The sequence below is a fragment of the Mycobacterium lehmannii genome, from assembly GCF_001499925.1.
Classification (GTDB): domain Bacteria; phylum Actinomycetota; class Actinomycetes; order Mycobacteriales; family Mycobacteriaceae; genus Mycobacterium; species Mycobacterium lehmannii.
The window spans coordinates 100,169-122,279 of record NZ_LQIR01000012.1 but is presented as its reverse complement, the minus strand read 5'-3'; the positions used below and the strand labels follow the sequence as shown (position 1 = coordinate 122,279).

General features: G+C 65.8%; 27 protein-coding genes and 4 tRNA genes. 20 read left to right on the top strand and 11 right to left on the bottom strand.

Annotated features, from left to right (window positions below):
• Positions 1 to 48 precede the first annotated feature (48 nt).
• The 3 genes from AU192_RS08525 to AU192_RS08515 are packed head-to-tail and all read right to left on the bottom strand — an operon-like array spanning position 49 to position 1,970.
• Positions 49 to 468, bottom strand: a complete 420-nt coding sequence (locus tag AU192_RS08525) for a TIGR02611 family protein (RefSeq protein WP_064395351.1) — start codon at positions 466 to 468, stop codon at positions 49 to 51.
• Positions 465 to 1,082, bottom strand: coding sequence for a PaaI family thioesterase (locus AU192_RS08520; protein ID WP_064395350.1), 618 nt, complete (start codon positions 1,080 to 1,082; stop codon positions 465 to 467). Before AU192_RS08520 ends, AU192_RS08525 begins: the two co-directional genes overlap by 4 nt.
• A gap of 21 nt (positions 1,083 to 1,103) precedes the next feature.
• Positions 1,104 to 1,970, bottom strand: coding sequence for an aldo/keto reductase (locus AU192_RS08515; RefSeq protein WP_064395349.1), 867 nt, complete (start codon positions 1,968 to 1,970; stop codon positions 1,104 to 1,106).
• 38 nt (positions 1,971 to 2,008) lie between these two features.
• Here AU192_RS08515 and AU192_RS08510 point away from each other — a divergent pair, with 38 nt between their 5' ends.
• Both AU192_RS08510 and AU192_RS08505 read left to right on the top strand, forming a co-directional pair.
• On the top strand, positions 2,009 to 2,506 hold the full coding sequence (locus AU192_RS08510) for a DUF1990 family protein (RefSeq protein ID WP_064395348.1): 498 nt from the start codon (positions 2,009 to 2,011) through the stop codon (positions 2,504 to 2,506).
• A gap of 130 nt (positions 2,507 to 2,636) precedes the next feature.
• The gene (locus AU192_RS08505) at positions 2,637 to 3,332 is read left to right on the top strand and encodes a GAF and ANTAR domain-containing protein (protein ID WP_064395613.1); all 696 of its coding nucleotides are present in this window, start codon (positions 2,637 to 2,639) and stop codon (positions 3,330 to 3,332) included.
• Positions 3,333 to 3,345: 13 nt separating this feature from the next.
• On the opposite strand, the gene AU192_RS08500 is transcribed toward AU192_RS08505, so the two are convergent.
• Both AU192_RS08500 and AU192_RS26265 read right to left on the bottom strand, forming a co-directional pair.
• Positions 3,346 to 4,212 carry a L,D-transpeptidase gene (locus tag AU192_RS08500; protein ID WP_064395347.1) on the bottom strand — a complete coding sequence of 289 codons (867 nt, stop codon included), beginning with the start codon at positions 4,210 to 4,212 and terminating at the stop codon, positions 3,346 to 3,348.
• Between the two features lie 227 nt (positions 4,213 to 4,439).
• Positions 4,440 to 4,745, bottom strand: a complete 306-nt coding sequence (locus tag AU192_RS26265) for a hypothetical protein (RefSeq protein ID WP_423202678.1) — start codon at positions 4,743 to 4,745, stop codon at positions 4,440 to 4,442.
• A gap of 536 nt (positions 4,746 to 5,281) precedes the next feature.
• Between AU192_RS26265 and AU192_RS08495 the strand changes: the two genes are divergently transcribed.
• The gene (locus AU192_RS08495; protein WP_207544917.1) at positions 5,282 to 5,683 is read left to right on the top strand and encodes a phage holin family protein; all 402 of its coding nucleotides are present in this window, start codon (positions 5,282 to 5,284) and stop codon (positions 5,681 to 5,683) included.
• Positions 5,680 to 6,009 (top strand): DUF3618 domain-containing protein, encoded by a 330-nt coding sequence (locus tag AU192_RS08490; protein ID WP_064395345.1) that lies wholly within the window; start codon positions 5,680 to 5,682, stop codon positions 6,007 to 6,009. The genes AU192_RS08495 and AU192_RS08490 overlap by 4 nt, the downstream gene beginning before the upstream one ends.
• Before the next feature lie 8 nt (positions 6,010 to 6,017).
• Here AU192_RS08490 and AU192_RS08485 read toward each other — a convergent pair whose 3' ends face one another.
• Positions 6,018 to 6,425 carry a pyridoxamine 5'-phosphate oxidase family protein gene (locus tag AU192_RS08485; RefSeq protein WP_064395344.1) on the bottom strand — a complete coding sequence of 136 codons (408 nt, stop codon included), beginning with the start codon at positions 6,423 to 6,425 and terminating at the stop codon, positions 6,018 to 6,020.
• Positions 6,426 to 6,508: 83 nt separating this feature from the next.
• A tRNA-Val gene (locus AU192_RS08480) sits at positions 6,509 to 6,580 on the bottom strand.
• A 140-nt stretch (positions 6,581 to 6,720) separates the two neighbouring features.
• Here AU192_RS08480 and AU192_RS08470 point away from each other — a divergent pair.
• The 5 genes from AU192_RS08470 to AU192_RS08450 all read left to right on the top strand — a co-directional run bounded on the left by AU192_RS08470 (position 6,721) and on the right by AU192_RS08450 (position 9,012).
• Complete coding sequence (locus AU192_RS08470; RefSeq protein ID WP_233151222.1) at positions 6,721 to 7,245, top strand: DUF6636 domain-containing protein; 525 nt, start codon at positions 6,721 to 6,723, stop codon at positions 7,243 to 7,245.
• A gap of 105 nt (positions 7,246 to 7,350) precedes the next feature.
• Positions 7,351 to 7,423: transfer RNA gene (locus tag AU192_RS08465), tRNA-Gly, on the top strand.
• 27 nt (positions 7,424 to 7,450) lie between these two features.
• A tRNA-Cys gene (locus AU192_RS08460) sits at positions 7,451 to 7,521 on the top strand.
• Positions 7,522 to 7,534: 13 nt separating this feature from the next.
• A tRNA-Val gene (locus tag AU192_RS08455) sits at positions 7,535 to 7,609 on the top strand.
• 968 nt (positions 7,610 to 8,577) lie between these two features.
• Complete coding sequence (locus AU192_RS08450; protein ID WP_064395341.1) at positions 8,578 to 9,012, top strand: hypothetical protein; 435 nt, start codon at positions 8,578 to 8,580, stop codon at positions 9,010 to 9,012.
• A 1,369-nt stretch (positions 9,013 to 10,381) separates the two neighbouring features.
• On the opposite strand, the gene AU192_RS08445 is transcribed toward AU192_RS08450, so the two are convergent.
• Both AU192_RS08445 and AU192_RS08440 read right to left on the bottom strand, forming a co-directional pair.
• Positions 10,382 to 11,044: a hypothetical protein gene (locus tag AU192_RS08445; RefSeq protein WP_064395340.1), complete on the bottom strand. Its 663-nt coding sequence runs from the start codon at positions 11,042 to 11,044 to the stop codon at positions 10,382 to 10,384.
• 83 nt (positions 11,045 to 11,127) lie between these two features.
• On the bottom strand, positions 11,128 to 11,436 hold the full coding sequence (locus AU192_RS08440) for a hypothetical protein (RefSeq protein WP_064395339.1): 309 nt from the start codon (positions 11,434 to 11,436) through the stop codon (positions 11,128 to 11,130).
• A 324-nt stretch (positions 11,437 to 11,760) separates the two neighbouring features.
• On the opposite strand from AU192_RS08440, the gene AU192_RS08435 reads away from it, so the two are divergent.
• Entirely contained in the window at positions 11,761 to 12,186 is a 426-nt protein-coding gene (locus AU192_RS08435; RefSeq protein WP_064395338.1) for a hypothetical protein, read from the top strand.
• A 3-nt stretch (positions 12,187 to 12,189) separates the two neighbouring features.
• On the opposite strand, the gene AU192_RS08430 is transcribed toward AU192_RS08435, so the two are convergent.
• Positions 12,190 to 12,543, bottom strand: coding sequence for a helix-turn-helix transcriptional regulator (locus tag AU192_RS08430; RefSeq protein ID WP_064395337.1), 354 nt, complete (start codon positions 12,541 to 12,543; stop codon positions 12,190 to 12,192).
• A 76-nt stretch (positions 12,544 to 12,619) separates the two neighbouring features.
• On the opposite strand from AU192_RS08430, the gene AU192_RS08425 reads away from it, so the two are divergent.
• The 6 genes from AU192_RS08425 (at position 12,620) to AU192_RS08400 (ending at position 16,066) form a co-directional block, all read left to right on the top strand.
• The gene (locus AU192_RS08425) at positions 12,620 to 13,108 is read left to right on the top strand and encodes an SRPBCC family protein (RefSeq protein ID WP_064395336.1); all 489 of its coding nucleotides are present in this window, start codon (positions 12,620 to 12,622) and stop codon (positions 13,106 to 13,108) included.
• A gap of 33 nt (positions 13,109 to 13,141) precedes the next feature.
• A complete protein-coding gene (locus AU192_RS08420; RefSeq protein ID WP_064395335.1) occupies positions 13,142 to 13,867 on the top strand; it encodes a Clp protease N-terminal domain-containing protein in 726 nt (241 codons plus the stop codon).
• Between the two features lie 41 nt (positions 13,868 to 13,908).
• Entirely contained in the window at positions 13,909 to 14,382 is a 474-nt protein-coding gene (locus tag AU192_RS08415; protein WP_064395334.1) for an RNA polymerase sigma factor, read from the top strand.
• Complete coding sequence (locus tag AU192_RS08410) at positions 14,379 to 14,972, top strand: methylated-DNA--[protein]-cysteine S-methyltransferase (RefSeq protein ID WP_064395333.1); 594 nt, start codon at positions 14,379 to 14,381, stop codon at positions 14,970 to 14,972. Before AU192_RS08415 ends, AU192_RS08410 begins: the two co-directional genes overlap by 4 nt.
• A gap of 65 nt (positions 14,973 to 15,037) precedes the next feature.
• Positions 15,038 to 15,529: a hypothetical protein gene (locus tag AU192_RS08405; RefSeq protein ID WP_064395332.1), complete on the top strand. Its 492-nt coding sequence runs from the start codon at positions 15,038 to 15,040 to the stop codon at positions 15,527 to 15,529.
• Between the two features lie 6 nt (positions 15,530 to 15,535).
• Positions 15,536 to 16,066: a GNAT family N-acetyltransferase gene (locus AU192_RS08400; RefSeq protein ID WP_064395331.1), complete on the top strand. Its 531-nt coding sequence runs from the start codon at positions 15,536 to 15,538 to the stop codon at positions 16,064 to 16,066.
• Between the two features lie 67 nt (positions 16,067 to 16,133).
• Here the strand turns inward: AU192_RS08400 and zapE are convergent, their stop codons facing one another.
• Positions 16,134 to 17,153: a cell division protein ZapE gene (gene zapE, locus AU192_RS08395; protein WP_064395330.1), complete on the bottom strand. Its 1,020-nt coding sequence runs from the start codon at positions 17,151 to 17,153 to the stop codon at positions 16,134 to 16,136.
• Positions 17,154 to 17,187: 34 nt separating this feature from the next.
• Between zapE and AU192_RS08390 the strand changes: the two genes are divergently transcribed.
• From AU192_RS08390 to AU192_RS08375, 4 genes are all read left to right on the top strand, one after another.
• A complete protein-coding gene (locus AU192_RS08390; RefSeq protein ID WP_120275523.1) occupies positions 17,188 to 17,970 on the top strand; it encodes a pyrimidine reductase family protein in 783 nt (260 codons plus the stop codon).
• Positions 17,971 to 17,995: 25 nt separating this feature from the next.
• On the top strand, positions 17,996 to 19,561 hold the full coding sequence (locus AU192_RS08385; RefSeq protein ID WP_064395611.1) for an alpha/beta fold hydrolase: 1,566 nt from the start codon (positions 17,996 to 17,998) through the stop codon (positions 19,559 to 19,561).
• Positions 19,562 to 19,597: 36 nt separating this feature from the next.
• Positions 19,598 to 20,911 carry an arabinofuranan 3-O-arabinosyltransferase gene (gene aftC, locus AU192_RS08380; RefSeq protein ID WP_082693875.1) on the top strand — a complete coding sequence of 438 codons (1,314 nt, stop codon included), beginning with the start codon at positions 19,598 to 19,600 and terminating at the stop codon, positions 20,909 to 20,911.
• 130 nt (positions 20,912 to 21,041) lie between these two features.
• On the top strand, positions 21,042 to 22,109 hold the full coding sequence (locus AU192_RS08375) for an oxidoreductase family protein (RefSeq protein ID WP_064395329.1): 1,068 nt from the start codon (positions 21,042 to 21,044) through the stop codon (positions 22,107 to 22,109).
• The last annotated feature ends 2 nt before the right edge of the window (positions 22,110 to 22,111 follow it).

The following is a 22,111-nucleotide window of genomic DNA, read 5'->3' as shown; positions in this document are numbered from 1 at the left end:
ACTCGAGGACGCGACCATGCTATCGGTGCCCACCTGCGATCGGCCCCGTCAGGACCCGATGCCCAGAGGGCTCTGAAGCAGCTTGTGCTCCAGCCCGACGAGGTCGCCGAAGAACTGGACCGCGCCCAACAGCCACAGCGTGGCGAACACCACCAGCGCGGTGAACACCCCGCCGAGGATCTGCACGATGCTGTGTTGACGATGAAACCAGTCCATCGCCTTGTCGTAGCGCTCCTTGGCGTAGCCCAGCAGCCGTCGCGCCCACTCGAACTCGGTGGCCAAGATGCCGAGGCCGACGAACACGATTGCCCAACCCGGGCCCGGGTACGGGATGGCCAGGATGCCCAGCCCCAGGACCACGGCACCGACGACGCCCACCCCGATGCGGTACGCGAAGTTGATCGAGCGTCGATCCCGGACCCGGTCGCGCCACCGCCCGAGGCGCCGCTTCACGTCTGCGGCGTTCACGGCTGACCCGGTTTGAGTTTGACGAACAACGCCTGTGCCTCGGCCAGCACGGTGTCGCCGTCGAGCAATCGCCCCGAGACGAAGATCTTGCGGCCCTCGATCCGGTCGATCCCCGCCTGCACCTGGAACTGCTTCTCGACGTGCGCGATGTGCCGGTAGTCGACGTGCAGGAATGCCGTGCGCTGGGCCCGACTGCCGCTGAGCTTGAACGCGGTGAAACCCAGCAGTGCGTCGAACAGCTGCGCGACGCTGCCGCCGTGCGCCGCACCGTTGCGGCCGAGGTGGAAGCGGCGGAACTCGGCGGTGCCTTCGATGCGCTGATCGTCGATGACGTGCACGTCGAGCGGGATCGACAACACGTTGCCGCGGTTGGGCAGGTCCAGCCGTCGGCCAGAGGGCGAAGACCATTCGTCGGCGTAGTAGGGGGCGAGCAGCTGCGAGACCTTCTCGATCTGGTCGGCGGCTTCGCTGATCACATCGTCGGGGGCATCGGCTGCGCGGGCATGATCCTGCAACGTGCGGACCGCTTCGATGAAACGGCCGTAGTCGGGTCCACCGCTATCGGTGGCCACCGGCGGGTTGAAGCCACCACCGGGCGGCCGCTCAGAGCTCACCCGTCCACCGTATTGCCTCGCTCAGTCGCCGGCGGCTCCGGCTTTGCTCAATGTCTCGAACTCGTCGTCGGACAACTCGATCTCGGCGGCGGCGACGTTCTCCTCCAGATGGGGCACCTTGGAGGTGCCGGGGATCGGCAGCATCACCGGCGAGCGTTTGAGCAGCCACGCCAGCGCCAACTGCGAGGCCGTGGCGTGATGATCGGCGGCGATGCGCTGCAGTGGCCCGTCGGGCGCGGCCAACGGCCCGGCGGCCAACGGAAACCACGGGATGAACCCGATGTCGCGGGCTTCGCACGCATCGAGCACCGGTTCGGCGGAGCGCACGCTGAGGTTGTACATGTTCTGCACGGTGACGATCGGGGCCACCTTCTGCGCGGCCTCGAGCTGGTCGACGGTGACCTCGGACAGGCCGATATGGCGGATCTTGCCCTCCCGCTGCAGCTTGAGCAGTTCGCCGACCTGGTCCTCGGCGGGGAACTTGGTGTCGATGCGGTGCAGCTGGAACAGGTCGATGGTCTCGACGCCGAGGCGGCGCAGGCTCATCTCGCACTCCTGGCGCAGGTACTCCGGGTAGCCGAGCACCGGCCACACGTCTGGCCCGGTGCGCAGCAACCCGGCCTTGGTCGCAACGACGACACCGTCGTAGGGGTGCAGCGCCTCGCGGATCAGCTCCTCAGAGACGTAGGGGCCGTACGAGTTGGCGGTGTCGATGAAGTTGACCCCGAGGTCGACGGCGCGTCGCAGGACCCGCAGACACTCGTCGCGGTCCTGGGGAGGACCCCAGACTCCCTTGCCGGTCAGCCGCATCGCGCCGAAGCCGAGACGGTTGACCGTCAGGTCGCCGATGGTGAAGGTGCCGGACGCCTGTGCGACGGGAGTGGTCATGTCACCGACCGTACGCCGACGATGGCAAGGTAGCGCGGATGAGGCTCAGCGATCTCGCCGCGCTCCCGCTGACGTATCCCGAGGTGGGTGCCACTGCCGGCACGCTGCCGCCCGGTTACCAGCACGTGCACAAGACGGCGGTCATCGGCCACGGCCGCGACCGCTTCGACGAAGCCGCGGCGGCCGGCATGCGCTGGGGCATGCTGCGCGGCGCAGGGGTGCGAGTCGAGGCGACGACGGAGGTCGCCGAGGTCGGCTCGGAGGTCCTCGTGCACCTCGGCCCGGTCGCGGCCCCGTGTCGCGTCGTCTACGTGGTCGACGACCGCCACGCCCGCGGATTCGCTTACGGCACCTTGCCCGGTCACGCGGAGTCGGGCGAAGAGCTGTTCCTGGTCCGCTACGACCCGGCTTTCGACGAAGTCTCGGCCGTGGTGACGGCGTTCTCCCGGCATGCGACCTGGTGGAGTCGCCTCGGGTCGCCCGTGACGTCGCTGGTCCAGCGCGTGGTCACCGACCGGTATCTCAGGGCGCTGTAGCGCGCGGATCCGCAGTGCAGATGAAAATGCACTGGCGGCGGCTTTCGTCACCGATAATTACGAGCTGTCGGCAGGTCGATCTTGAACTTGCCCGCGTAATCTGGACGACTGTGAAGGACTCCGAATGGTGATGGCGAACAGACCCGACGAACGCGAAGATGCGCACCTGCGCATCGCCGAACTGGTGCGCGGGCTCTACAGCCGACCCGATGCGGACACCGTGATCGCAGAGTTGGCCGAACATGCGGCCGTCGAGATCCCCGGGGCCCGGTACGCCGGTATCACCATCACCCGCAAGCCCAAGAGCGTCGAGACGCCTGCGGCCACGCACATGTACCCGATGCTGTTGGACAAGATTCAGCAGCGCCACCAGGAGGGTCCGTGCCTGACCGCGGCGTGGGACAAGAAGGTCGTCTATGTCGCCGATCTCCACACCGACGACCGTTTCCCGCTCTATCGCCGGGATGCCCTGGCGGAGACGCCAATTCGCTCGATCATGGCGTTCCAGTTGTTCATCGAGGGCGAGACAATGGGCGCGCTCAACGTCTATTCCGAGGAACCCGACGCCTTCGGCGAGGACTCCAGGAGCCTGGGACTGGTGTTCGCCGCGCATTCGTCGGTGGCCTGGAACGCCGCGCGCCGCGACGAACAGTTCAGGCAGGCCCTGGCCAGCCGCGACACCATCGGACAGGCCAAGGGCATGATGATGGAACGCTACGGCGTCGACGCCGTGCAGGCCTTCGATCTGCTCCGCAAGCTGTCGCAGGACTCCAATGTGCCGCTGCTCAAGATCGCCAAGGAGATCGTGGACAAGTCGCGTCCTTGAACGCGAAGTCCCGTTACCGTGCGATCACCCGGGGAACCTCAGGATTCGCCGGTTCCACCCGCGGCCGCGGCACCTCAATGTTGTTCTCCTGCACCAGAACCGGGTCTCCGACCTTGACGTGGTCGAAGTACCACTCGGCGTCTGCAGGACTGAGGCTGATGCATCCGTGGCTGACGTTCTCGTGGCCCAGCGAGTTGATCGCCCACGGTGCCGAATGCACGAAGATACCACGTCTGGTGAGCCGTACAGCCCATTCCACGTCGAGCAGATAGCCGTCGTCCGCGGTCACGGGGATGCCGACGCTGCTCGAATCCATCTTCACTTCGCGTTCCTTGGCCAACACGGGGAACGTCCCCACCGGCGACGGGTATTCGGGCCTTCCCATCGAGGCCGGAAAGACCCCGGGCTCACCGAAGAAGGGCCGGTGGTGCGGCGAAGGCAGTTTGTCGGGCGGAACCCCGTCGACCGTGACCGTGAAGGTGTGGTCGGCGATATTGGCAACGCCGACAACTGCGGCGCCGGTGGCGATGTTCGTCTTGAAGCCGCCGACAGACAGCGCAATTGTGCTGTGGGCGGGCCAGAATTCGTCGGGCGCCCAATGGACGGTCTTGGCGTCGAGCCACTCGAACGTGCCCGTCATCGGGGGCGTCGAGGTGATGTCGAGCAACCGCTCGGCCGCATCCCTGTCGACGACGGAGTGCTTGAACGTCACGATCACGGGATGTGCGATCCCCACGACCTGCCCCTCGGCAGGCAATATGGAGGCGATGGCACTTCTCACCGCCTGGCTAGCGGCCGCCGCACCTTCGCCGGCCGGCCCAACGACCACACTGGTAGCGACGACAACGGCGGCGAGAACAAACCGAAGTACAGCACGCAATCTTGGTGCCTCCCTTGAAATTACAACGATGTCAATAATGGTAGGTCAGCCGGAGCGCTTTAAGACCAAGAGCGCATAGGCAATTCGATTAAGTCTCCGTCACGGTTCGGCCACAGCGGTCCACCGGCGGAAACCACGTCAGATTTATTGGCCGCCAATGAATTTGGCCCGGCAGCGAGACTTGCTCGCCGCCGGGCCAAACCGGAGGGACTATCCTCGGTGGGTCGTCAGGTCACCGGCCCTGGCGGAGTGGGCTGACCCGGGACGGGCGCTCCGGGCGCCGGCGGACGGGATGGGTCTCCCTTGCCCTTTCCGGCCAGTCCACCCATCTCCGTGAGCGGAGCGCCGACCACTGCGGGAGCGCCGCCCACGATCGGAGCTCCGGCCACCGGCGGCACCAGTGGCGGGGGCACAAGCGGTGGCACCAGCGGCGGCGGTACCAGAGGCGGCACCAGGGGCGGAGGCACGACGGGAGGCACCAAAGGCGGCGCGATAGGAGGCGGGCCGGGAAGTGCCATCGGCACGCCGGCCATATCTGTCAGCGGAGCACAGACGGGCGCCCCGGGTGCGCCGGCAGGTGCGCCGCCCTTCGATGGGACACATTCATATCCCCCGGCCAAGGCAGTCGGGCTCAGTGCGATGGCCACCCCAATGGCCGCACCTATGAGTCCAGCCCCCACAGCTGCCGCGATGTTGACTCCTTTAAAGGTCGTCATCGACGTTGATCCCTCCACTCACGCTCACACTTTCGTTCAACCGAGGCAGCACACCTTGCATGCCGTACCGAGGTCGCGTCCATACGACCGCGTTAATATCAGCAGGCGGTTGTCAAGGACACGCCACGCCGCACCGCGCCGTTTCCAAACGGTGACCGCTTCGGCATGGTAGAGCCGCATTTGAGATCGGCCGCGGCTTCGATCTCCGGTCTCACCTGCGGTTCTGCCGCGCCTCCCGCCGTCGCTCAGATAACGGTCAGCGAATGCATTCAAAGGGGCATCGGTGTTTCGGGCGTGTTGACCACGGGCATCACTGTCGCGACACGTCAAGACAAGTCAGAGGTTGGTATGTGATGACGGTGGAATCCAGACCTGGCGCCGACGCGTCGGTCGGCGAGTTGATGAGCCAGTTGTCGACGCAGACGTCGCGGTTGATCCGCGACGAAATGCGGTTGGCGCAGAAGGAATTTCAGGAATCGGCCCGGCATGCCGGGATCGGCGCGGGCTTGTTCAGCGTGGCGGGCCTGCTGGCCTTTTTCGGCGCGGCGACGTTGATCGCGGCGGGGGTGGCGGCGCTGTCTCTCGTGTTGCCGGTTTGGGCCGCGGCGCTGATCGTCGCGGCAGTGCTGTTCGTGATCGCGGGCATCGCGGCTCTGATGGGACGCAGCCAGGCTCGGGAGGTCACACCGGCGGCGCCGAAGACCGTCGAGACGGTGAAAGCAGACATCCAAGAACTGAAGGACGCCCGGTCATGACCGCACCGAATCCACGCCCCGAGCCCGGACCGGATGCGGGCGTCGACGACATCGAGGCCGACATCGAGCAGACCCGCCAGGAGCTCGGCGAGACGGTCGAGGCGCTGCAGGCCAAGTTGGATGTGAAGACGCGCGCCAAGGAGAAGGTCGACGAGACCAAGGAGAACGCCAAGGACAAGGCGGCCGAGACCAAGGAACGCGTCGTCGAGAAGGCGGACACGCTCCGGCATACCGCCACCGACAATCCGAAGCAGACGGTGCCGATCGCAGCGATCGTCGCCGTGCTCGCCGTTGTCGGGATCATCGTGTGGCGACGCAGGCGCTAGGCCGGCCGCTACGAACCGAAGCGGAAGCGACGGCCAGTGACGCGTCGCGGAAGCACGCGGATGTAGTGGTCCTTGGCGTGCGCGGTCCAGGGCAGTAATTGCGCCCGCTCGGCCTCCGCACGGTCGTCGTCGTCGTGCACGGTCCGCGCGACGCCCCGCACGATGACGCTCCATCCTTCGCCGACGTTGTGATCGTCGGCTTCGAAGAGCACGTCGCGGTTGACCGCTGTGCTCACCAGCTTGGTGCCCTGCGCGGTGCGAAACAGGAGCGTCTTGCGCTGGACGACGAAGTTCACCGGAAAGATCTCGGGAATCCCATCAGCGCTGGTGACCAGGCGCCCCAACGACACACTGCCCAACAGGTTCCAGCATTCGCTTTCCGGAAGGATCTCGCCGGGCGGTTTCTCTTCAGACATGACGACCTGCGAACCGCGAAGTGATCACCAGGGGCATGAGTTGAGTCTAGGGAGACGGGGCGCAACGCGCGCTAGTGAAGGGGTGGTCCCGGCTGGGTTCGAACCAGCGACCTTCCGCGTGTGAGGCGGACGCTCTCCCACTGAGCTACGAGACCGGAGAGTCGACCGAATGGCCGAACGACGTCGAAGACTAGCACGATCGAGGGCCGCGTCCCGAATCCGCCCGACAGGTATCCACGGCGCCGGCTTCCTCATTTCAGGCGGTCGAAGCGGCATGTCGGGCTACGGTCACGCGATGGCCGATATGCGGAGTTGGGTCTTGTTGGTCACCTGCGGTGCGGTGCTGACGGTGGTCGCCGGCTGCGGCGAATCACCACCCGCCGAAGTGGCGCCGGCGCCAAGCCCGAACCAGAACAAGGTGGTGGCCAAGCCTGGGGCTTCGTCGTCGACGCCTTCGCTTGCGCCGGTGCGCGAGGTCACCGAGTTGACCGGCTTCATCTCGCCGTCGGGGAACGTCGGCTGCATGATCGACACCGATTTTGTTCGCTGCGACATTATCGACCGGCAGTGGTCTCCCCCGCCGCGGCCTGCCGACTGCGAGTTCGACTACGGCCAGGGCATCTCACTGGCGCGTGGTGAGCGGCCCGAGTTCGTCTGCGCGGGCGACACGGCGTTCGGCGCCGACGAGGAACTTGCGTACGGCGAAGCGATCCGCGCGGGCGCGCTGCAATGCGAGAGTGCCGAGGCGGGGGTCACATGCCGCGACGACGGTTCCGGGCGCGGATTCTTCGTTTCACGCCAGTCGTACCAGCTGTTTTGAGATGTGAACGGGCAGAGACGCACCGGCGAACGTCGGGATTTGTGCAGCTACACTTTGGTGGACTATCGTCGTCCTTCGCGACGGGCGACGAGTCGTTCGTGGCGCGCGGATGTAGCGCAGTTGGTAGCGCATCACCTTGCCAAGGTGAGGGTCGCGGGTTCGAATCCCGTCATCCGCTCGAAGGTGCAGTGGCATCAACCCCAGCGGTGGAGTGGCCGAGTGGTGAGGCAACGGCCTGCAAAGCCGTGCACACGGGTTCGATTCCCGTCTCCACCTCTACGAAGGTTCGGCGCGATTAGCTCAGCGGGAGAGCGCTTCCCTGACACGGAAGAGGTCACTGGTTCAATCCCAGTATCGCGCACCAGAGTTTGTACAGGTCAGACCCGATTTTTCCCGGGTCTTCGCCGTTTTCGCCTCACTTCCGTGCGACTGAGCGGCGTCATCTGGGACAAGCAACTTCCCTGGCCCCTCCGCGCACTGCAGCTGCTAGGACCGCGCGGAGACGACAGAGTGTAGGCCGGCGGACGGTACGAGCACGGACATCTCCATCGAGTCGTATCGCTGCAGCGGGAACGCCAGGGGAAACCCTGTTTCCCCGAGCTGGCGAGCGGTCCACCCTGATCACATGTTGATTTGGACGAAAATGGCGGTGACGTTGCTCCTCGCCGGGCTCACACTGGTGCTGTCGGGGTGCATTACATTCCCTCCAGGAACCTTCTGCACGGCGCCCTTCGGTTGCGGTTAAGCCAACCCAAGACCGTAGTGACACTGTCGGTATAGCTGCGGACGTTCACGCCACCCGAGGACATCTACTTCACGCCGACGGCGCAGGCTCCCTCGCCAGTTTTCAGTGCGCTGCCGTTCTCTTTCCGGCATGCGCCTCGCTGACGCAGGCGATATATTTGCCCCCGACTCGATAACCTGCACCAGGGGGCTCTCGCATGAAGCGATTACTCACTGGTCCCAATGCAGCCCAATCCCTCCCTTCCACACCGCCTGAGGACCCCGGCCGCAGCATGGTAGGCCATGGCGCGGTGAGTCGATCGGCCACCGTCCACGCGGTCAGCGACGGCACGCTCGACTGGCCAGCCTTTCGAACGGCACCCCTTGCGAGTGAGGACAATCCGACGGCTCAAGCCGGTCCCAGCAACAACACCGGAAGGGCGGCTGCCGCAGGGCAGCCTTGATGGGCATGCGTGCAGTGAAATCCGGGTACTACCGACTTGCTTCGGCGGCCGACCACCTCGTAACTAGACACTTCTGCAGCCCGCCACTGCGCTGCCGACGATCAGTTGACCTATGAAGAAGCATTAGCCAGGAAGGAATCCGCACATGAAGAAAATCGCCATCGTCACCGGAGGGATGGCCGTCACCGGTCTCATCGCAGCCGCGCCGGCGTCCGCCGAACCGGGCCAAGTGAGCTGCTCACCATGTGCCTTCACCACCACTGGAAACAGCTATGTTGGCGAGCTCGTCGGAGGCTGGGCCGCTGCGCCCGGTCAGATTCTCGAGGGCTGGGCCTCGGCACCCGGTGAACTCGTCCAGGGCTGGGCCGAAGCACCGGGCAAGCTCGTCCGAGGATGGGCCGAAGCGCCCGGAAAGCTCGTCCAGGGCTGGGCCGAAGCACCCGGAAAGCTCGTCTCAGGGTGGGCCTCCATCCCCAGCAAGCTCGGGCCGCAAAGCTGGGAAAGTAACACCCCAGATGAGGGCGAGGAAACTGAGGCGACGGCTCCCGCGCCTTCGACGGACTCGTCGGACACCGAGTAACCGAAGACTTCCGGATAGCAGCTTTACCTCGATCTTCGGGCGCGCCGCTGCCACATCGGGTCACGACGACCCGGTTGGTGCTGTCGCCGACTCAGCTCAAATGCACACCGGCGCTACGCCATCCGTAACACAGATGCAGCTCGACGTCGTCAGTGGGATGAAGGTCAGCATTAGGACTATCGCGATTTTCTTCACCATGCGCTCGTTCCTTGGTAGAAGTCTTCGTCAAGATTGCCCGGCCCGAAGAGTGTCGTCGTGAAGCCGACGGGCTGCGGCTCCTAGCAGATCGCCGAATAGCGATGTGCCCCATCGCCGTTCTGACGTGGCCGGCGCCGCGACACCGATGGCCTGCTGCCGCACTGGGCAGGGACCGACGACAGCGCCTGAAGCCGCGGTTCATTGCGGCAGACGTGCCAAGGTCTACGGCGCATCCCCGAAACGCACACGTGCGCAACGCAGACGGCGGCCCGAAAGCAGATTCGGTTCAGCTTCGACCAAGATCTGACTATCGGAAACTGCCGTCATGTGCCGCCGGTCGGCCGAGAGCACGCTCCGCTCCGAACCAGAGCCTTGGCCTGGCCGAGCGGTCAGCATCGATGCCATCGCGTCAGCGCGAGGGCGTCGGCGGCCGAATTACGTTTTCGGAAGACGCAAACCGGCTAGATCCATGTCCACGCCGGCGGACCGTGGCTTATCCGACGCCGATGGCGACCAGCGAGAAGATCGGCGTGCATCCCGTCGCCGTCAGTGCAACCACGCCGAGCGCTGACGCAACGCTGACCTTCCGGAGGAACCCCGACATTTGATACTCCCATCGTGTCGTGTTACCCCCCATAGATCGTGATGCTACACAGAAATTGACGTCATCGGCAGTTGCAAGTTCGCCGTATCTCTTTTTGCTGAATGTGCATGCGCCCGTTCGATTTCGCTGGCGTCCACTCGGGTCCATGATTAGCCGATCAAGACAGGTAGCGGTATCCCATGCTGCTGGCTAAAGGCCCGCGTCCGCAATTCATGCGGGCAGTTTCGAAGCAAACTTCGCTGATATCGGTTGTACTGCAATGCCATTGAGGCGCACAATTGAATTCGACGACCCTTCGTCCCGCGAAGCGACCAGCAAGCGCTGAAATCGGCGGTTGACACATCCGCCGCCGAGTGTCAACTGTCCGCGAGGCGGCGCAGACATGTTCGCCCAGCTTTCATCGAACTCGTAAAAATTTGCGAAAACTGCACGTTCACGCACGAAACTTGCGCAACAGCTGTCACAGAACCGGAACAAAGGCTTGGTTACACCACTCGAAAGATCGGGATGAGGCGCCACGTGTGGGCAGCTCCCGCACACGCCCCACGCGCCCGCCGAACCATCGCGCTAATCCGTTTCCACTCCGTAGCCACCACGGAGGTCTTTATGGGCGGCTTTCAACGTCTGCTTGCAGAGTTCCACCAGTGCTTCGACGTCAAGCTCCGACTCGTCACCGAGCCTTTTGAGCCATGCGCCTTCTTCTTCTTTGAGCTCGTCCCATTTGCGCTCCGCATAGATCGCTTGTTCGTCGGTCGGCGCCAGGTCGCCTGCCGTCTGGACGAGTCGCCTCTTGCAGGCATCCAACTGAGCCAAAGAGTAGCCGTGCTCACGGAACTGGCGGTCCCACTCGTCGAGCATCAACTCCGTGAGGTCACGAACCGGTTCCGCGGCGTAAATCATCAACTCAGCTATTCCGTCATCCATACCCAGCCGAACACGGAACTCGTACAGTTGTCTGATCGCCTCGGCCCGCCGCTGGCTGAGGCTGTGTTCGGTGCCAGCGAGCTGTTCGGCTCCGCGCTTGAGGTGCAGGGTCGCTGAGATCAAACGCTTCAACGCAGCCTTCTTGTCCTCACCAGCCCGCTTCTCGTAGTCGAGGACGAGAGCGTGATCTCGTTCTTCTTTCTTGGTCCTCGCGTCGATGCGCTTGGTCCAGATCGCCACGGCCGCAGTGGATGTCACAGAGGCGAACGGCACCAACGTGCTCGTCACCGTGGTGGCCCAACTCATGTCGGTCAGTCTGCCCGACTGCCCGGATCACAGGGAAGGTTTCGACCTATCGTCGCTATCCGACCAGCACCTCAGCGGCGTCGCTACACCATGGCGGTGACGAATGACAGCAGCGCGAGTACCAGGACGATGATCCCCACCAGGACGCAAAAGGCGCCGGCCGCGGTCAACTTCTGGGGCCGCCTTGCGTCCTCATTCAGAATGTCTCCGACCGACGTCTTCATCCGCGCGAACAGGTCGCTCCATGAGACGCGCCGCAGACCCTCCCGGGTGGCCGCCGGCTCGCGGCCAGGCTCGTCGGGAACCGTGCCGACGCCGTTGCCGTAGAGCACCACGCCGAACAGGATCAAAACAGCTGCCGAAACCAGTAGCACCACCGCGATTGCAATCACTTGCCCCGTTCCTCACCGAGTCGAAAATCGTTCCAAGCCGAACTGCCCTCCGCGCCGACATGCGCATGACGTGAAGCCGCTTGTAAGCGCATGTCAATGAGGCTTCCCGGTAATCGCGCAGTTGAATCCGCGACGTCAGGACTTCGCCGCACCTGGGCAGCAGGCTTTCGACACGCCGTCGCCGTGCGGGCTACACGGGCGAGAACACCCCCGCGCCCTCCACAATCGCCGGTTCTGCGTGCAGTGATGGGAAAAGGGTCGGCCGCCGCGTCGCACCTACTACGCTTTGCGGAGACCGACCGGTCCTGACATCGAGGGTGGGACATGATTCGCCAACTGCTCGCCGCCGCCGCGATCGCCGGCGCCGCCATCTGTGCGGCCCCGCTCGCTTCCGCTGATGACACCGACTACCCCGACACTCCAGGCCGCTACGCCTCCGACGTGCCGGGCATGAACTACGACGCCCACCTCACTGGGCCGTGCTTCAACCTCGAGCGGTTCACCTTCGGGCGCGGACCAGGCGGCGAAGTTCTGCAGTGCCGCTGGATCGAGAACCAGTGGCCGCCGATCCCGACCACCCAGGGCTTCTGGCAAGCCTCGTACGAACTGTTCGGCGTCCAAGACGTCGGAGCGCCCTGCCCCAAGCCTCAAGCCGCCGCCCAGACGCCCGACGGCCGCCCGATGCTCTGCCTCGGCGCACGCGGATGGCAGCCCGGCTTCTTCACCCGCGAAGGCTTCTTCCCGAGATAACCGTCAGGCCCGCAACGTCTCGCTCGGCGGAGTCCCGTAGGTGCGTTTGTACACGCCGCTGAACCGGCCTGCGTGAGTGAATCCCCACCGTCCCGCGATCGCCATCACGGTGTCGCTGCGCGGGTCCGCTGTTTGCAGTTCGCGGTGGGCTCGGTCGAGTCGCACGCGCCGGAGATACTCCAGCGGCGTGGTGCCCAGATGTCGCCGGAACGCGTACTGCACCGAGCGTGGCGTCACATTGACGGCAGTGGCAATATCCCTGAGTGTTATTTCCCTGTGGGCGTTCTCGTTGATGAACGTGATCGCGCGCCGCAGCAGGGCGGACTGAACGCGAGCGGGGTCCACGTGGTTGCGCATAGCAACTGGCGAATACCCCGACCGCTATGACCGAAACGACTTCCGCGACGTTTCACATTCGGGGCATGATTTGCTGATGACTGATCGCATCGAAGTCCAGCGGACCATCGCCGCACCCGCACCCGATATCTTCGCCGTGCTGACCGATCCTCAGGGTCATGTGGCAATCGACGCGAGCGGCATGCTGCAGGACGCCGAAGGCGAACCGGTTCGCGCCGCCGGAGACAGTTTCGTCGTGCACATGGACCGCGAAGCGCTCAACGACTTCCCCATGGGCAAGTACGACGTCACCGTCTCGATCCGCGACTTCGAACAGGACAGCTTGATCTCCTGGACGATCCTGGGCCGGATCCGCCCGCAGATCGGTCATGTCTACGGCTACCGCCTCGAACCCGCCGACGACGGCACGCTCGTGACGTCGTTCTACGACTGGTCCGACATCGACCAGCACTGGCGCGACGCGGGCATCTTCCCCGTCATTTCCGAAAGCGCGTTGCGCGCGACGCTGGGCATCCTCGACCGCACGGTCCGACGCGGATATCCGCGATCGTCAACCAACGGTTGACGCACAATCGGCCGTCAACCTAGGGTTGACGCCATGACGCAGCCCGCCAAGATCACCAACCCGGTCCGGCTCGACGACCTCATCGACGTCATCAAGACCGTGCACTCCGAACCCCTTGACCAGCTCACCGACGCGGTGCTGGCCGCGGAGTCACTCGGCGAGATCGCCGACCACCTGATCGGCCATTTCGTCGATCAGGCCCGCCGCTCGGGAGCGTCGTGGACCGACATCGGCAAGTGCATGGGCGTCACCAAACAGGCCGCGCAGAAGCGCTTCGTCCCCAAGACACCCACCGACGCCGATCTTCTCGACCCCAATGCGGGCTTCGGCCGGTTCACCCCCCGCGCCCGCAACGTCGTCGTCGAGGCCCAGAACATCGCACACGCGGCCGGCAATCCCGAGATCGGGGCGGATCATCTCCTGCTGGCGTTGTTCAAGGATCCCGACGGACTGGCCGCCAAGCTGCTCGCCGGCCAGGGCGTCGGCTCGGACGCGGTGTCGCAGGTGGTGTCGTTGCCGTCGCCGGCCGACGGGGAGCTTCCCACGCTGATCCCGTTCGACAGCGCCGCCAAAAAGGTGCTCGAACTGACGTTCCGTCAAGCACTTCGCCTGGGGCACAACTACGTCGGGACCGAGCACATCCTGCTGGCGCTGTGGGAAGCCGAGGCCGACGACGGGCCGCTGCACCGCGCCGGTGTCGACAAGGACCGCTTCGAAAGCGAACTCCTCGACGCTCTGCGGGCGTTCACCAAGGACTGATCTCACACCTGTCCGCCTTTCGACGTCTACATGATGTGGGGGTGCGACCGTTCGAAGACGTGGTGGCCGAGCACGGCCCAACCGTGCTGCGGGTCTGCCGCGCAATCGTCGGTCCCGTCGACGCCGAGGACGCCTGGTCGGAGACGTTCTTATCCGCGTTGCGCGCCTACCCGCAGTTGCCGGCCGACGCCAATGTCGAGGCGTGGCTCGTCACGATCGCGCACCGGCGCGCCCTCGACGTCGGGCGGGCGCGCTCCCGCAGACCCACGCCCACCGACTCGATGCCGGAACGGCCGGCACCGGGGGCGGACCCTGCCTCCCGCGACCCCGATTTGTGGGATGCGCTGGCGCGGCTGCCCGCCAAGCAGCGCCAGGCCGTGGCCTACCACCACATCGCAGGCCTGCCGTTCGCCGAGATCGCCGGGCTGCTCCGCAACTCCCCCGACGCCGCCCGCCGCGCCGCGGCCGACGGCCTCAAGACCCTGCGCAAGATCTACCGTGAGGAAAGCCGATGACTACCAACCTTTTCGATGAACTGAGCCCCGATACCGCAACGCTCGACCGGTTGCACCGACAGCTGGAACGCGCCGCCGACGACCAGGGCGTGCTCGACGTCGCCTACCGCATGATCGACAGCCCCGTGGGCCCGCTCCTGCTGGCGGCCACCACCGTCGGACTGGTCCGCGTCGCCTTTGATATCGAGGGCCACGACGCGGTGCTCACCCGGCTGGCCGAGGTCGTCAGTCCGCGTGTCCTGCAAGCACCCGCCCGACTCGACACCGTCGCCCGCCAACTCGACGAGTACTTCGCCAAGAAACGCACCGCGTTCGAGGTGCCAATCGACCTACGGCTGGCCGCGGGCTTCCGCCTCAGTGTGATCGAACATCTCCGCGACATCGGCTACGGACAACGCGCGAGCTATGCGAGCGTCGCCGCCGCCGTCGGCAACCCCCGCGCCGTGCGGGCGGTGGGAAGCGCGTGCGCCCGCAATCCCCTGCCGGTGGTGATTCCCTGCCATCGCGTCGTGCGCTCGGACGGGACGTCCGGACAGTACGTCGGCGGCCCGCAGGCGAAGTCGACGCTGCTGAGCCTCGAGGCCGCCTGAGGTCTCGCCCGTGGTCCTGCCTGGAAGCATCTGTAACAGGTTTCAGTCTGTGCGATCATTCGGAGATGCGTCGCTGGTTCGTGCTCCTCGTGGTCGCCGTGGCGACTGCCGCCGGGATCGTCGCTGCGCCCGCATCGGCGGTGACCGCCCCGATCGGCAGGCTCGGCGACACCTTGCAAGTGAAGTTCAAGGGTCTGGTCGCCGACATCACCGTGCACAGCGTCGATCCGTCGCCGATCCCGCCCGGGTTCGGCTATGCCCCACGCCCCCCGCGCCAGCAGGTCTGGCGAGCCTGGGTGACCGTTCATTCCGTCCAGGTGCCGACGCCGTACGCGCAGTCGATCACGTACAGCTTCCGCGGTGTGACGCCGACCGGCGACAGCTACGAACCGCGCAACACCGACGCTCCCGATGCGCTGCAACCTCAGCTGGGGAACGCACCCGCCGGGTCCACGGTCAGTGGCGCGGTGTTCTGGGACTGCTACCGCGACCTGGTGTCCAACGTGGTGCTGCTCGACAAGATCACCGGCGAGCACCTGGCTCAGTGGAACGTGTAGTCGCCGTTGGGCATTGACGTCACGGCGGCCGTCGACGCCGACCTGCCCGAACTCGCCGACGTCGCCGCCCGCACGTTTCCGCTCGCCTGTCCCCCGGCGGTGACTCCCGACAACATCGCAGCGTTCGTCGAGGAGAACCTGTCGCAATCGCGCTTCCGCGACTACCTCGTCGACCCCGACCGCGTGGTGCTCGTCGCGCGCACCGGCGCGTCAATCACCGGCTACGCCATGCTGATTCGGGGTGTGCCCGACGACCCCGACGTCCAGCGCGCGGTCGAGCCCCGCCCGGCGGTCGAGGTGTCGAAGATCTATGTGCTGCCCGAGCACCACGGGTCCGGGGTGGCGACCGCGCTGATGTCCGAGGCGGTGCGCAAGGCCGACGAACTGGGCGCCGCCGCGGTGTGGCTGGGCGTCAACCAGCAGAACCAGCGCGCGCAGCGGTTCTACGCCAAGCACGGGTTCGTGGTCAGCGGCACGAAGACCTTCCGGTTGGGCGCGGCCATCGAGAACGACTACGTGATGGTGCGCACGTTCTAGCGGGGCCGAGTGTGGGCTCGACGCACGTGGCGGCCGCGAAAGGCGTGCGGGTAACCCACGTTCGCGATCAAAGGGGCTCCCGCGACAGCGCGAGCAACCGGGACGTCGCGCGCAAGTACTTCTTGCGGAACCCGCCGGCCAGCATCTCGTCGCTGAAGATGGTGTCGAGCTTGGCGCCCGACGCCACGACCGGGATCCCCGCGTCGTACAGCCGGTCGGTCAGCGACACCAGGCGCAGGGCCACATTCTGGTCGTCGACCGTGTGCACGCCGGTGAGGAAGACCGTCGCGACACCTTCGATCAACGTCAGGTACCGCGACGGGTGCATGGTCGCCAGATGCGCCCACAGTGCGTCGAAGTCGTCGAGCGTCGCCCCCGGTGACCGCGCGGCGCGCTCGCGGACCTCGGCGTCTGCAAGCGGTTCGGGAGCGGGCGGCAGATCCCGGTGGCGATAGTCCGGCCCGTCGATGCGCACCGTCTCGAAAATGGCTGCCAGCGTGTTGATCTCACGCAGAAAATCCTGGGCCGCGAACCGCCCCTCCCCCAGTTGCTCGGGCAGCGTGTTCGACGTGGCGGCCACCGACACCCCGCGCTCGACAAGCTGTGAGAGCAGCCGCGAAATCAGCGTCGTGTTGCCCGGGTCGTCGAGTTCGAACTCGTCGATGCAGACCACGACGTAGTCGGCCAGCAATTCGATGCACTCGGCGAATCCGAAAACGCTTGCCAGTTGAGTCAATTCGCCGAAGGTGGCGAACGCCTTCGGTCCCGGTAACCGGTAGTACGACGAAGCCAGCAGGTGCGTCTTGCCGACGCCGAAGCCCCCGTCCAGATACAGCCCGACACCAGGCAACACTTCACGGCGGCCGAACAGCTTCTTCTTACCCGCGCGGCGCTGCTGTGCCTGATCGCAGAACCGCAGGCATGACTGCACCGCCGCGGCCTGGGACGGTTCGGCGGGATCGGGGATGTAGGTGTCGAAACTGACGTCGGAGAACGTGGGTGGCGGCGCAAGTTGGGCGATCAATCGGTCCGGAGTGACGGCGGGGTGGCGGTCGACGAGATGCTGCACCGCTTCGGACCCGTCCATGCACGCACCCTATCGACGTGCTGCAATCATCTTCATGCCCGATACCGCCCCTGCGGCGCAGTTCACAGTGCTCGGGCCCGACGGCGCACCGATCAACGGCACCGACGGGCGGCTCAGCGACTTCTATGCCTACCCGGCCGACCTGGGCAGGTGCTGGGTGCGCGGCAACATGATCGCCAGCATCGACGGCGGAGCGACCGCCAGCGGCAAGACCGCGGCGCTCGGAGCGGCCGGCGACCGCAGCGTCTTCGAGCAGATGCGCTACGCCGCCGACGTCATCCTCGTCGGTGCAGCCACCGTGCGCACCGAGAACTACTCCGGCGCGCAGGTACCCGTCCCGCAGCGGGGGGCCCGCCAGGCGCGCGGCCAGGCGGAGGTGCCGCCGATCGCCGTCATCACAAGATCCGGCGACCTCGACCCCGGCGCCCGGTTCTTCACCCGCACCGATGTGCCGCCGCTGATCCTGACCTGCTCTGCGGCCTGTGATGCCACCCGCAGACGCCTCGGCGGGGTGGCCGAGGTGATCGACGCCTCGGGCCCCCGGCCCGACGAAGTTGACGCAGCGACCGCGCTGCAGGCGCTGGCCGAACGCAAGTTGTTGCGGGTGCTCTCCGAGGGCGGCCCGCTGATCCTGAGCCTGCTCATCGAGAACGACCTGCTCGACGAGCTGTGCCTGACGGTGGCCCCGTTCCTGGTCGGCGGCAAGGCGCCCCGCATCGCTTCCGGCCCTGGCGAGGTGCTGACGCGGATGCGCCCGGCGCATGTGCTGAGCGACGACGACGGCTATCTCTACACCCGCTACGTGCGGCTCGACTGAACCGCGCATCAGTACTGTGGTCGGCATGCATCGGCGTGGTCAGCTGGTTCGGCTTCTCAGCCTGGCGACCGTTGCGGCGTTCGTCGCGGCGTGCGCGCCGGGTCTTGCGGCCAATCCCCGCTTCGCCACCGACTCCGGGGCTGGGCCTCAGGGCGAGCCACAAACGACCCAAGCCGCTGACGGCCCGCCGGCCATCGAAGCACCCAAAAACGACCTGGCGTGGCGCGACTGCACATCGCGGGTGTTCAGCGACGCTGCCCTGCCCTCCGTGCCGGGTGTGACGCTGGACTGCGCCACCTACGACGCCGACCTCGACCCGATCAACGGTGCGTCGGGCTCGGTCAGCATCGGTGTGGTGCGCGCCCGCGGACCGCAGACCCCCCAGGACGCCGGCCCCGTGGTGATGACGACCGGCTCGGACCTGCCGTCGTCGCTGCAGCTGCCGGTGTGGCTGTCGCGCGCGGGCACCGACGTGCTCAACAGCCACCCGATCGTCGCCGTCGACCGCCGCGGCATGGGCATGTCCGGGGCGCTGGACTGCCGCGACCTGTTCGATCGCCAGGAAATGCTCGACCAGGCGCAGTTCCAGTCCGGCGACGACCCGGTGGCAAACCTGGGCGCCATCGTGCAGACCGCGACGACAAGCTGCACCGACACCATCGCCCCCGGTGATTCGGCCTACGACAACTCCCACGCCGCCGAGGACATCGAGCGGCTGCGCAGCACCTGGGATGTGCCCACCCTCGCACTGCTGGGCGTCGGGAACGGCGCGCAGGTGGCGCTCGCGTACGCCGGGTCGCATCCCAACAAGGTCGCGCGCCTGGTGCTCGATTCTCCTCTGCCGCTGGGCATTGCCGCCGAAGCCGCGATGGAGCAGCGGGTCAAGGGCGAGCAGGCCGCGCTGGACGCCTGGGCCGCCCAGTGCGCCGCGACCAACTGCGCGCTGGGCCCGGATCCGAAGGGCGCGGTGGACGCGCTGCTGTCGGCCGCACGCCAGGGCCGTGGACCCAACGGCGCCGCCGTTGCGACCGTGGCCAACGCGATCTCGACCGCGCTGGCCTACCCCCGCGGGGACCGCATCGAGTCGAGCAATGCGCTGGCAAGCGCGATCGCGGCCGCGCAGTCGGGTGATCCCGCGCCGTTCACCGATCTGATCGCGCGGGCCGAGAGCCTGCGTAACACCGACGGCCAGTTCGTCAACGGCTGCAGTGACTCGCTGAACCGGCCCACTCCGAACCGGGTGCGCGAATTAGTCGTGGCCTGGAACAAGTTGTATCCGCAGTTCGGCACGGTGGGCGCGCTGAACCTGGTCGATTGCCTGAACTGGCCCAGCGGTGCGACACCCCAGCAGCCCGAGAACCTCAAGATTCCCGTTCTGCTGCTCGGCACCCAGAACGACCCGATCGTCGGCAACGAGGGCGTCGCCGCGGTTGCCGCCACGGTGATCAACGCCGGGTCGGCCAACAGGCGGGTGATGTGGCAGGGCATCGGGCACGGCGCCGCGATCTATTCACCGTGCGCGCTGCCGCCGGTCCTGGGTTACCTCGATAGCGGCAACCTGCCCGACACCGATACGTTCTGCCCTGCCTGACGCCTGACCTCGACTGCGGTCGGGTACCGTGCGGTCGTGCGCGATCTTGTGGCCAGTTCGTTGACGACGCCCTTCCGGCCCCGGACCTCCCCACCCAGCGTTGCGTCGGTGTTGAAGGTGATCCTGTGGCCGCTGGCGATCCTGTTCATCATCCACCGCAGCTACGTGCTGGCGACCAACGGCTACATCACCGACGACTACGGACCCGTCTACCGGGCGGTCGTCAATTTCAAGATGGGCTGGGACATCTACAACGAGCACTTCAACCACGTCGACCCGCACTATCTGTATCCGCCGGGCGGGACGTTGTTGATGGCGCCGTTTGGCTACCTGCCCGTCGACGCATCGCGGTACTGGTTCATCACGTTCAACACGATCGCGATCGTGTTGGCCGCCTACTTTCTGGTGCGGCTGTTCGGTTACGGCTTCCGCTCGGTCGCTCTGCCCGCCCTGCTGGCCGCGATGTTCTGCACCGAAAGCGTGATCAACACACTGGTTTTCGGCAACATCAACGGGTGCATCCTGCTGGCCGAGGTGCTGTTCTTCCGCTGGCTGCTGGACGGTAAGCGCAACCACCAATGGCTGGCAGGTGCGGCGATCGGATTGACGTTGGTGGTCAAACCGCTTCTGGCGCCACTGCTGTTGCTGCCGCTCCTGAACCGCCAGTGGCGCGCGGTGGTCGCCGCCATCGCGGTGCCGCTGGTCTTCAACGCCGCTGCATGGCCGTTGATCAGCGACCCGATGAGCTTCTTCACGCGGACAGTGCCTTACATCCTCACGACCCGCGACTACTTCAACAGCTCGATTGCCGGTAACGGCATCTACTACGGCCTGCCTACGTGGCTGATCCTGTTGTTGCGCATCGCATTTGCGGTGATCGCCGTGATCTCGCTGTGGCTGCTGTACAAGTACTACCGCACCCGCGACCCGCTGTTCTGGATGACGACATCGTCCGGCGTGCTGCTGATCACCTCGTTCTTGGTGCTGTCGCTCGGCCAGGGCTACTACTCGATGATGCTGTTCCCGTTCCTGATGACGGTGGTGCTACCGAACTCGGTGCTGCGCAATTGGCCTGCCTGGCTGGCGATCTACGGGTTCATGAGTGCCGACCGCTGGCTGCTCGGACACTGGCCCACGACCGGGCGGTTCCTCGAGTACATGAAGTTCACCTACGGGTGGGGGCTGATGCTCGTGGTCGTCTTCTCTGTGCTGTACTTCCGCTATCTGGACGCCAAGGCAGAGGGCCGACTCGACGACGGGATCGACCCGACGTGGCTGAAGGAGCCGCGGCCGGCCGAGCGCGACAGTGCGGGAGAACCGGCGAGACCCGTCGCGCCGCCGATCAGCTGATAGTTGACGGCTCCGACAGTATTTGCCAAAGCAAGTTCATGCCGCACGCTGTCGCTCTTATAACCAGTGCTGATGCGCTCCTGATCTCGTACGATTGATTCGCTCACGGGATCGACTGGGGAGGCGCAATATGCCGACAATCCCGGTGGATCCGCAATCCATCACCCCCGAATGGCTCAGCGAGGTCCTGCAGGCCGAGGTCCGAGTGTGCAAGCTCGAGCAGTTCGGGATCGGCGTCGGCTTGCTCGGCCGCCTCTATCGGGTCCACCTCGACGGCAGCCCCGACGTGCCGCCGACGGTCGTGGTCAAGCTCCCGACGCTGGACACGATCGCGAGGACCAACCTGTGCGAGGACCTCGAGTTCTACCGACGAGAAGTCCGGTTCTACCAAGAGATCGGCGTCGCTAATCCGCTGCCGCCCGCCCGGCCATACTTCACGGCCTTCGACGAATCGTCCCACGATTTCGTGTTGGTCCTCGAAGATCTTGCTCGTCTCCGAAACGTCGACCAACTCGTCGGCTGTTCCGTCGCCGACGCCGAAACCGTCATCGACGCCATCGCCCGGCACCACGCCTACTGGTGGGAGAACGATCGTCTCGCGTCGCTGCCATGGCTGAAACCGCACACCACCCCGCCGTTTCCCGAGGTGATCATCAGCAATTTCCGCGCCGCATGGCCAAGATGTGTGGAGCGCCTGGGCTCGGACCTGGCGCCGACCACCCGTGACTACGGCAACCGATTCCCGGCGCTGATGCCGTGGCTCCTCGACGAGATCTCGCGGGAGCCCCACACTTTCCTGCACGGCGACCTTCGGCTCGACCAGGTGTTCTTCGCCACCGGCGCCGGTGACCCGCCGGTGACGGTGCTGGACTGGCAAGTCAGCAGTAAAGGCCGGGGCGCCTACGACGTCGGCTACTTCTTGAGCCAAAGCCTCACGCCCGACACGCGCCGCAGCTGTGAGGAAGAATTGCTGGCTCGCTATCGCGAGCGCCTCGCCGAGCACGGAATCGACTACCCCACAGCTGAACTGAGACGAGATTACCGGATTGCCACCGCATGGTGCTTCATCTATCCCGTCGCGGCGGAGGGCCGAATCAAAGTCGTCAACGACCGCAATCGACGTCTGGTCCGCACGATGTTCACCCGTGCCGTGGCCGCCCTCGAGGACCACGACGCGTTCTCGCTGAGTCCGGACTGACC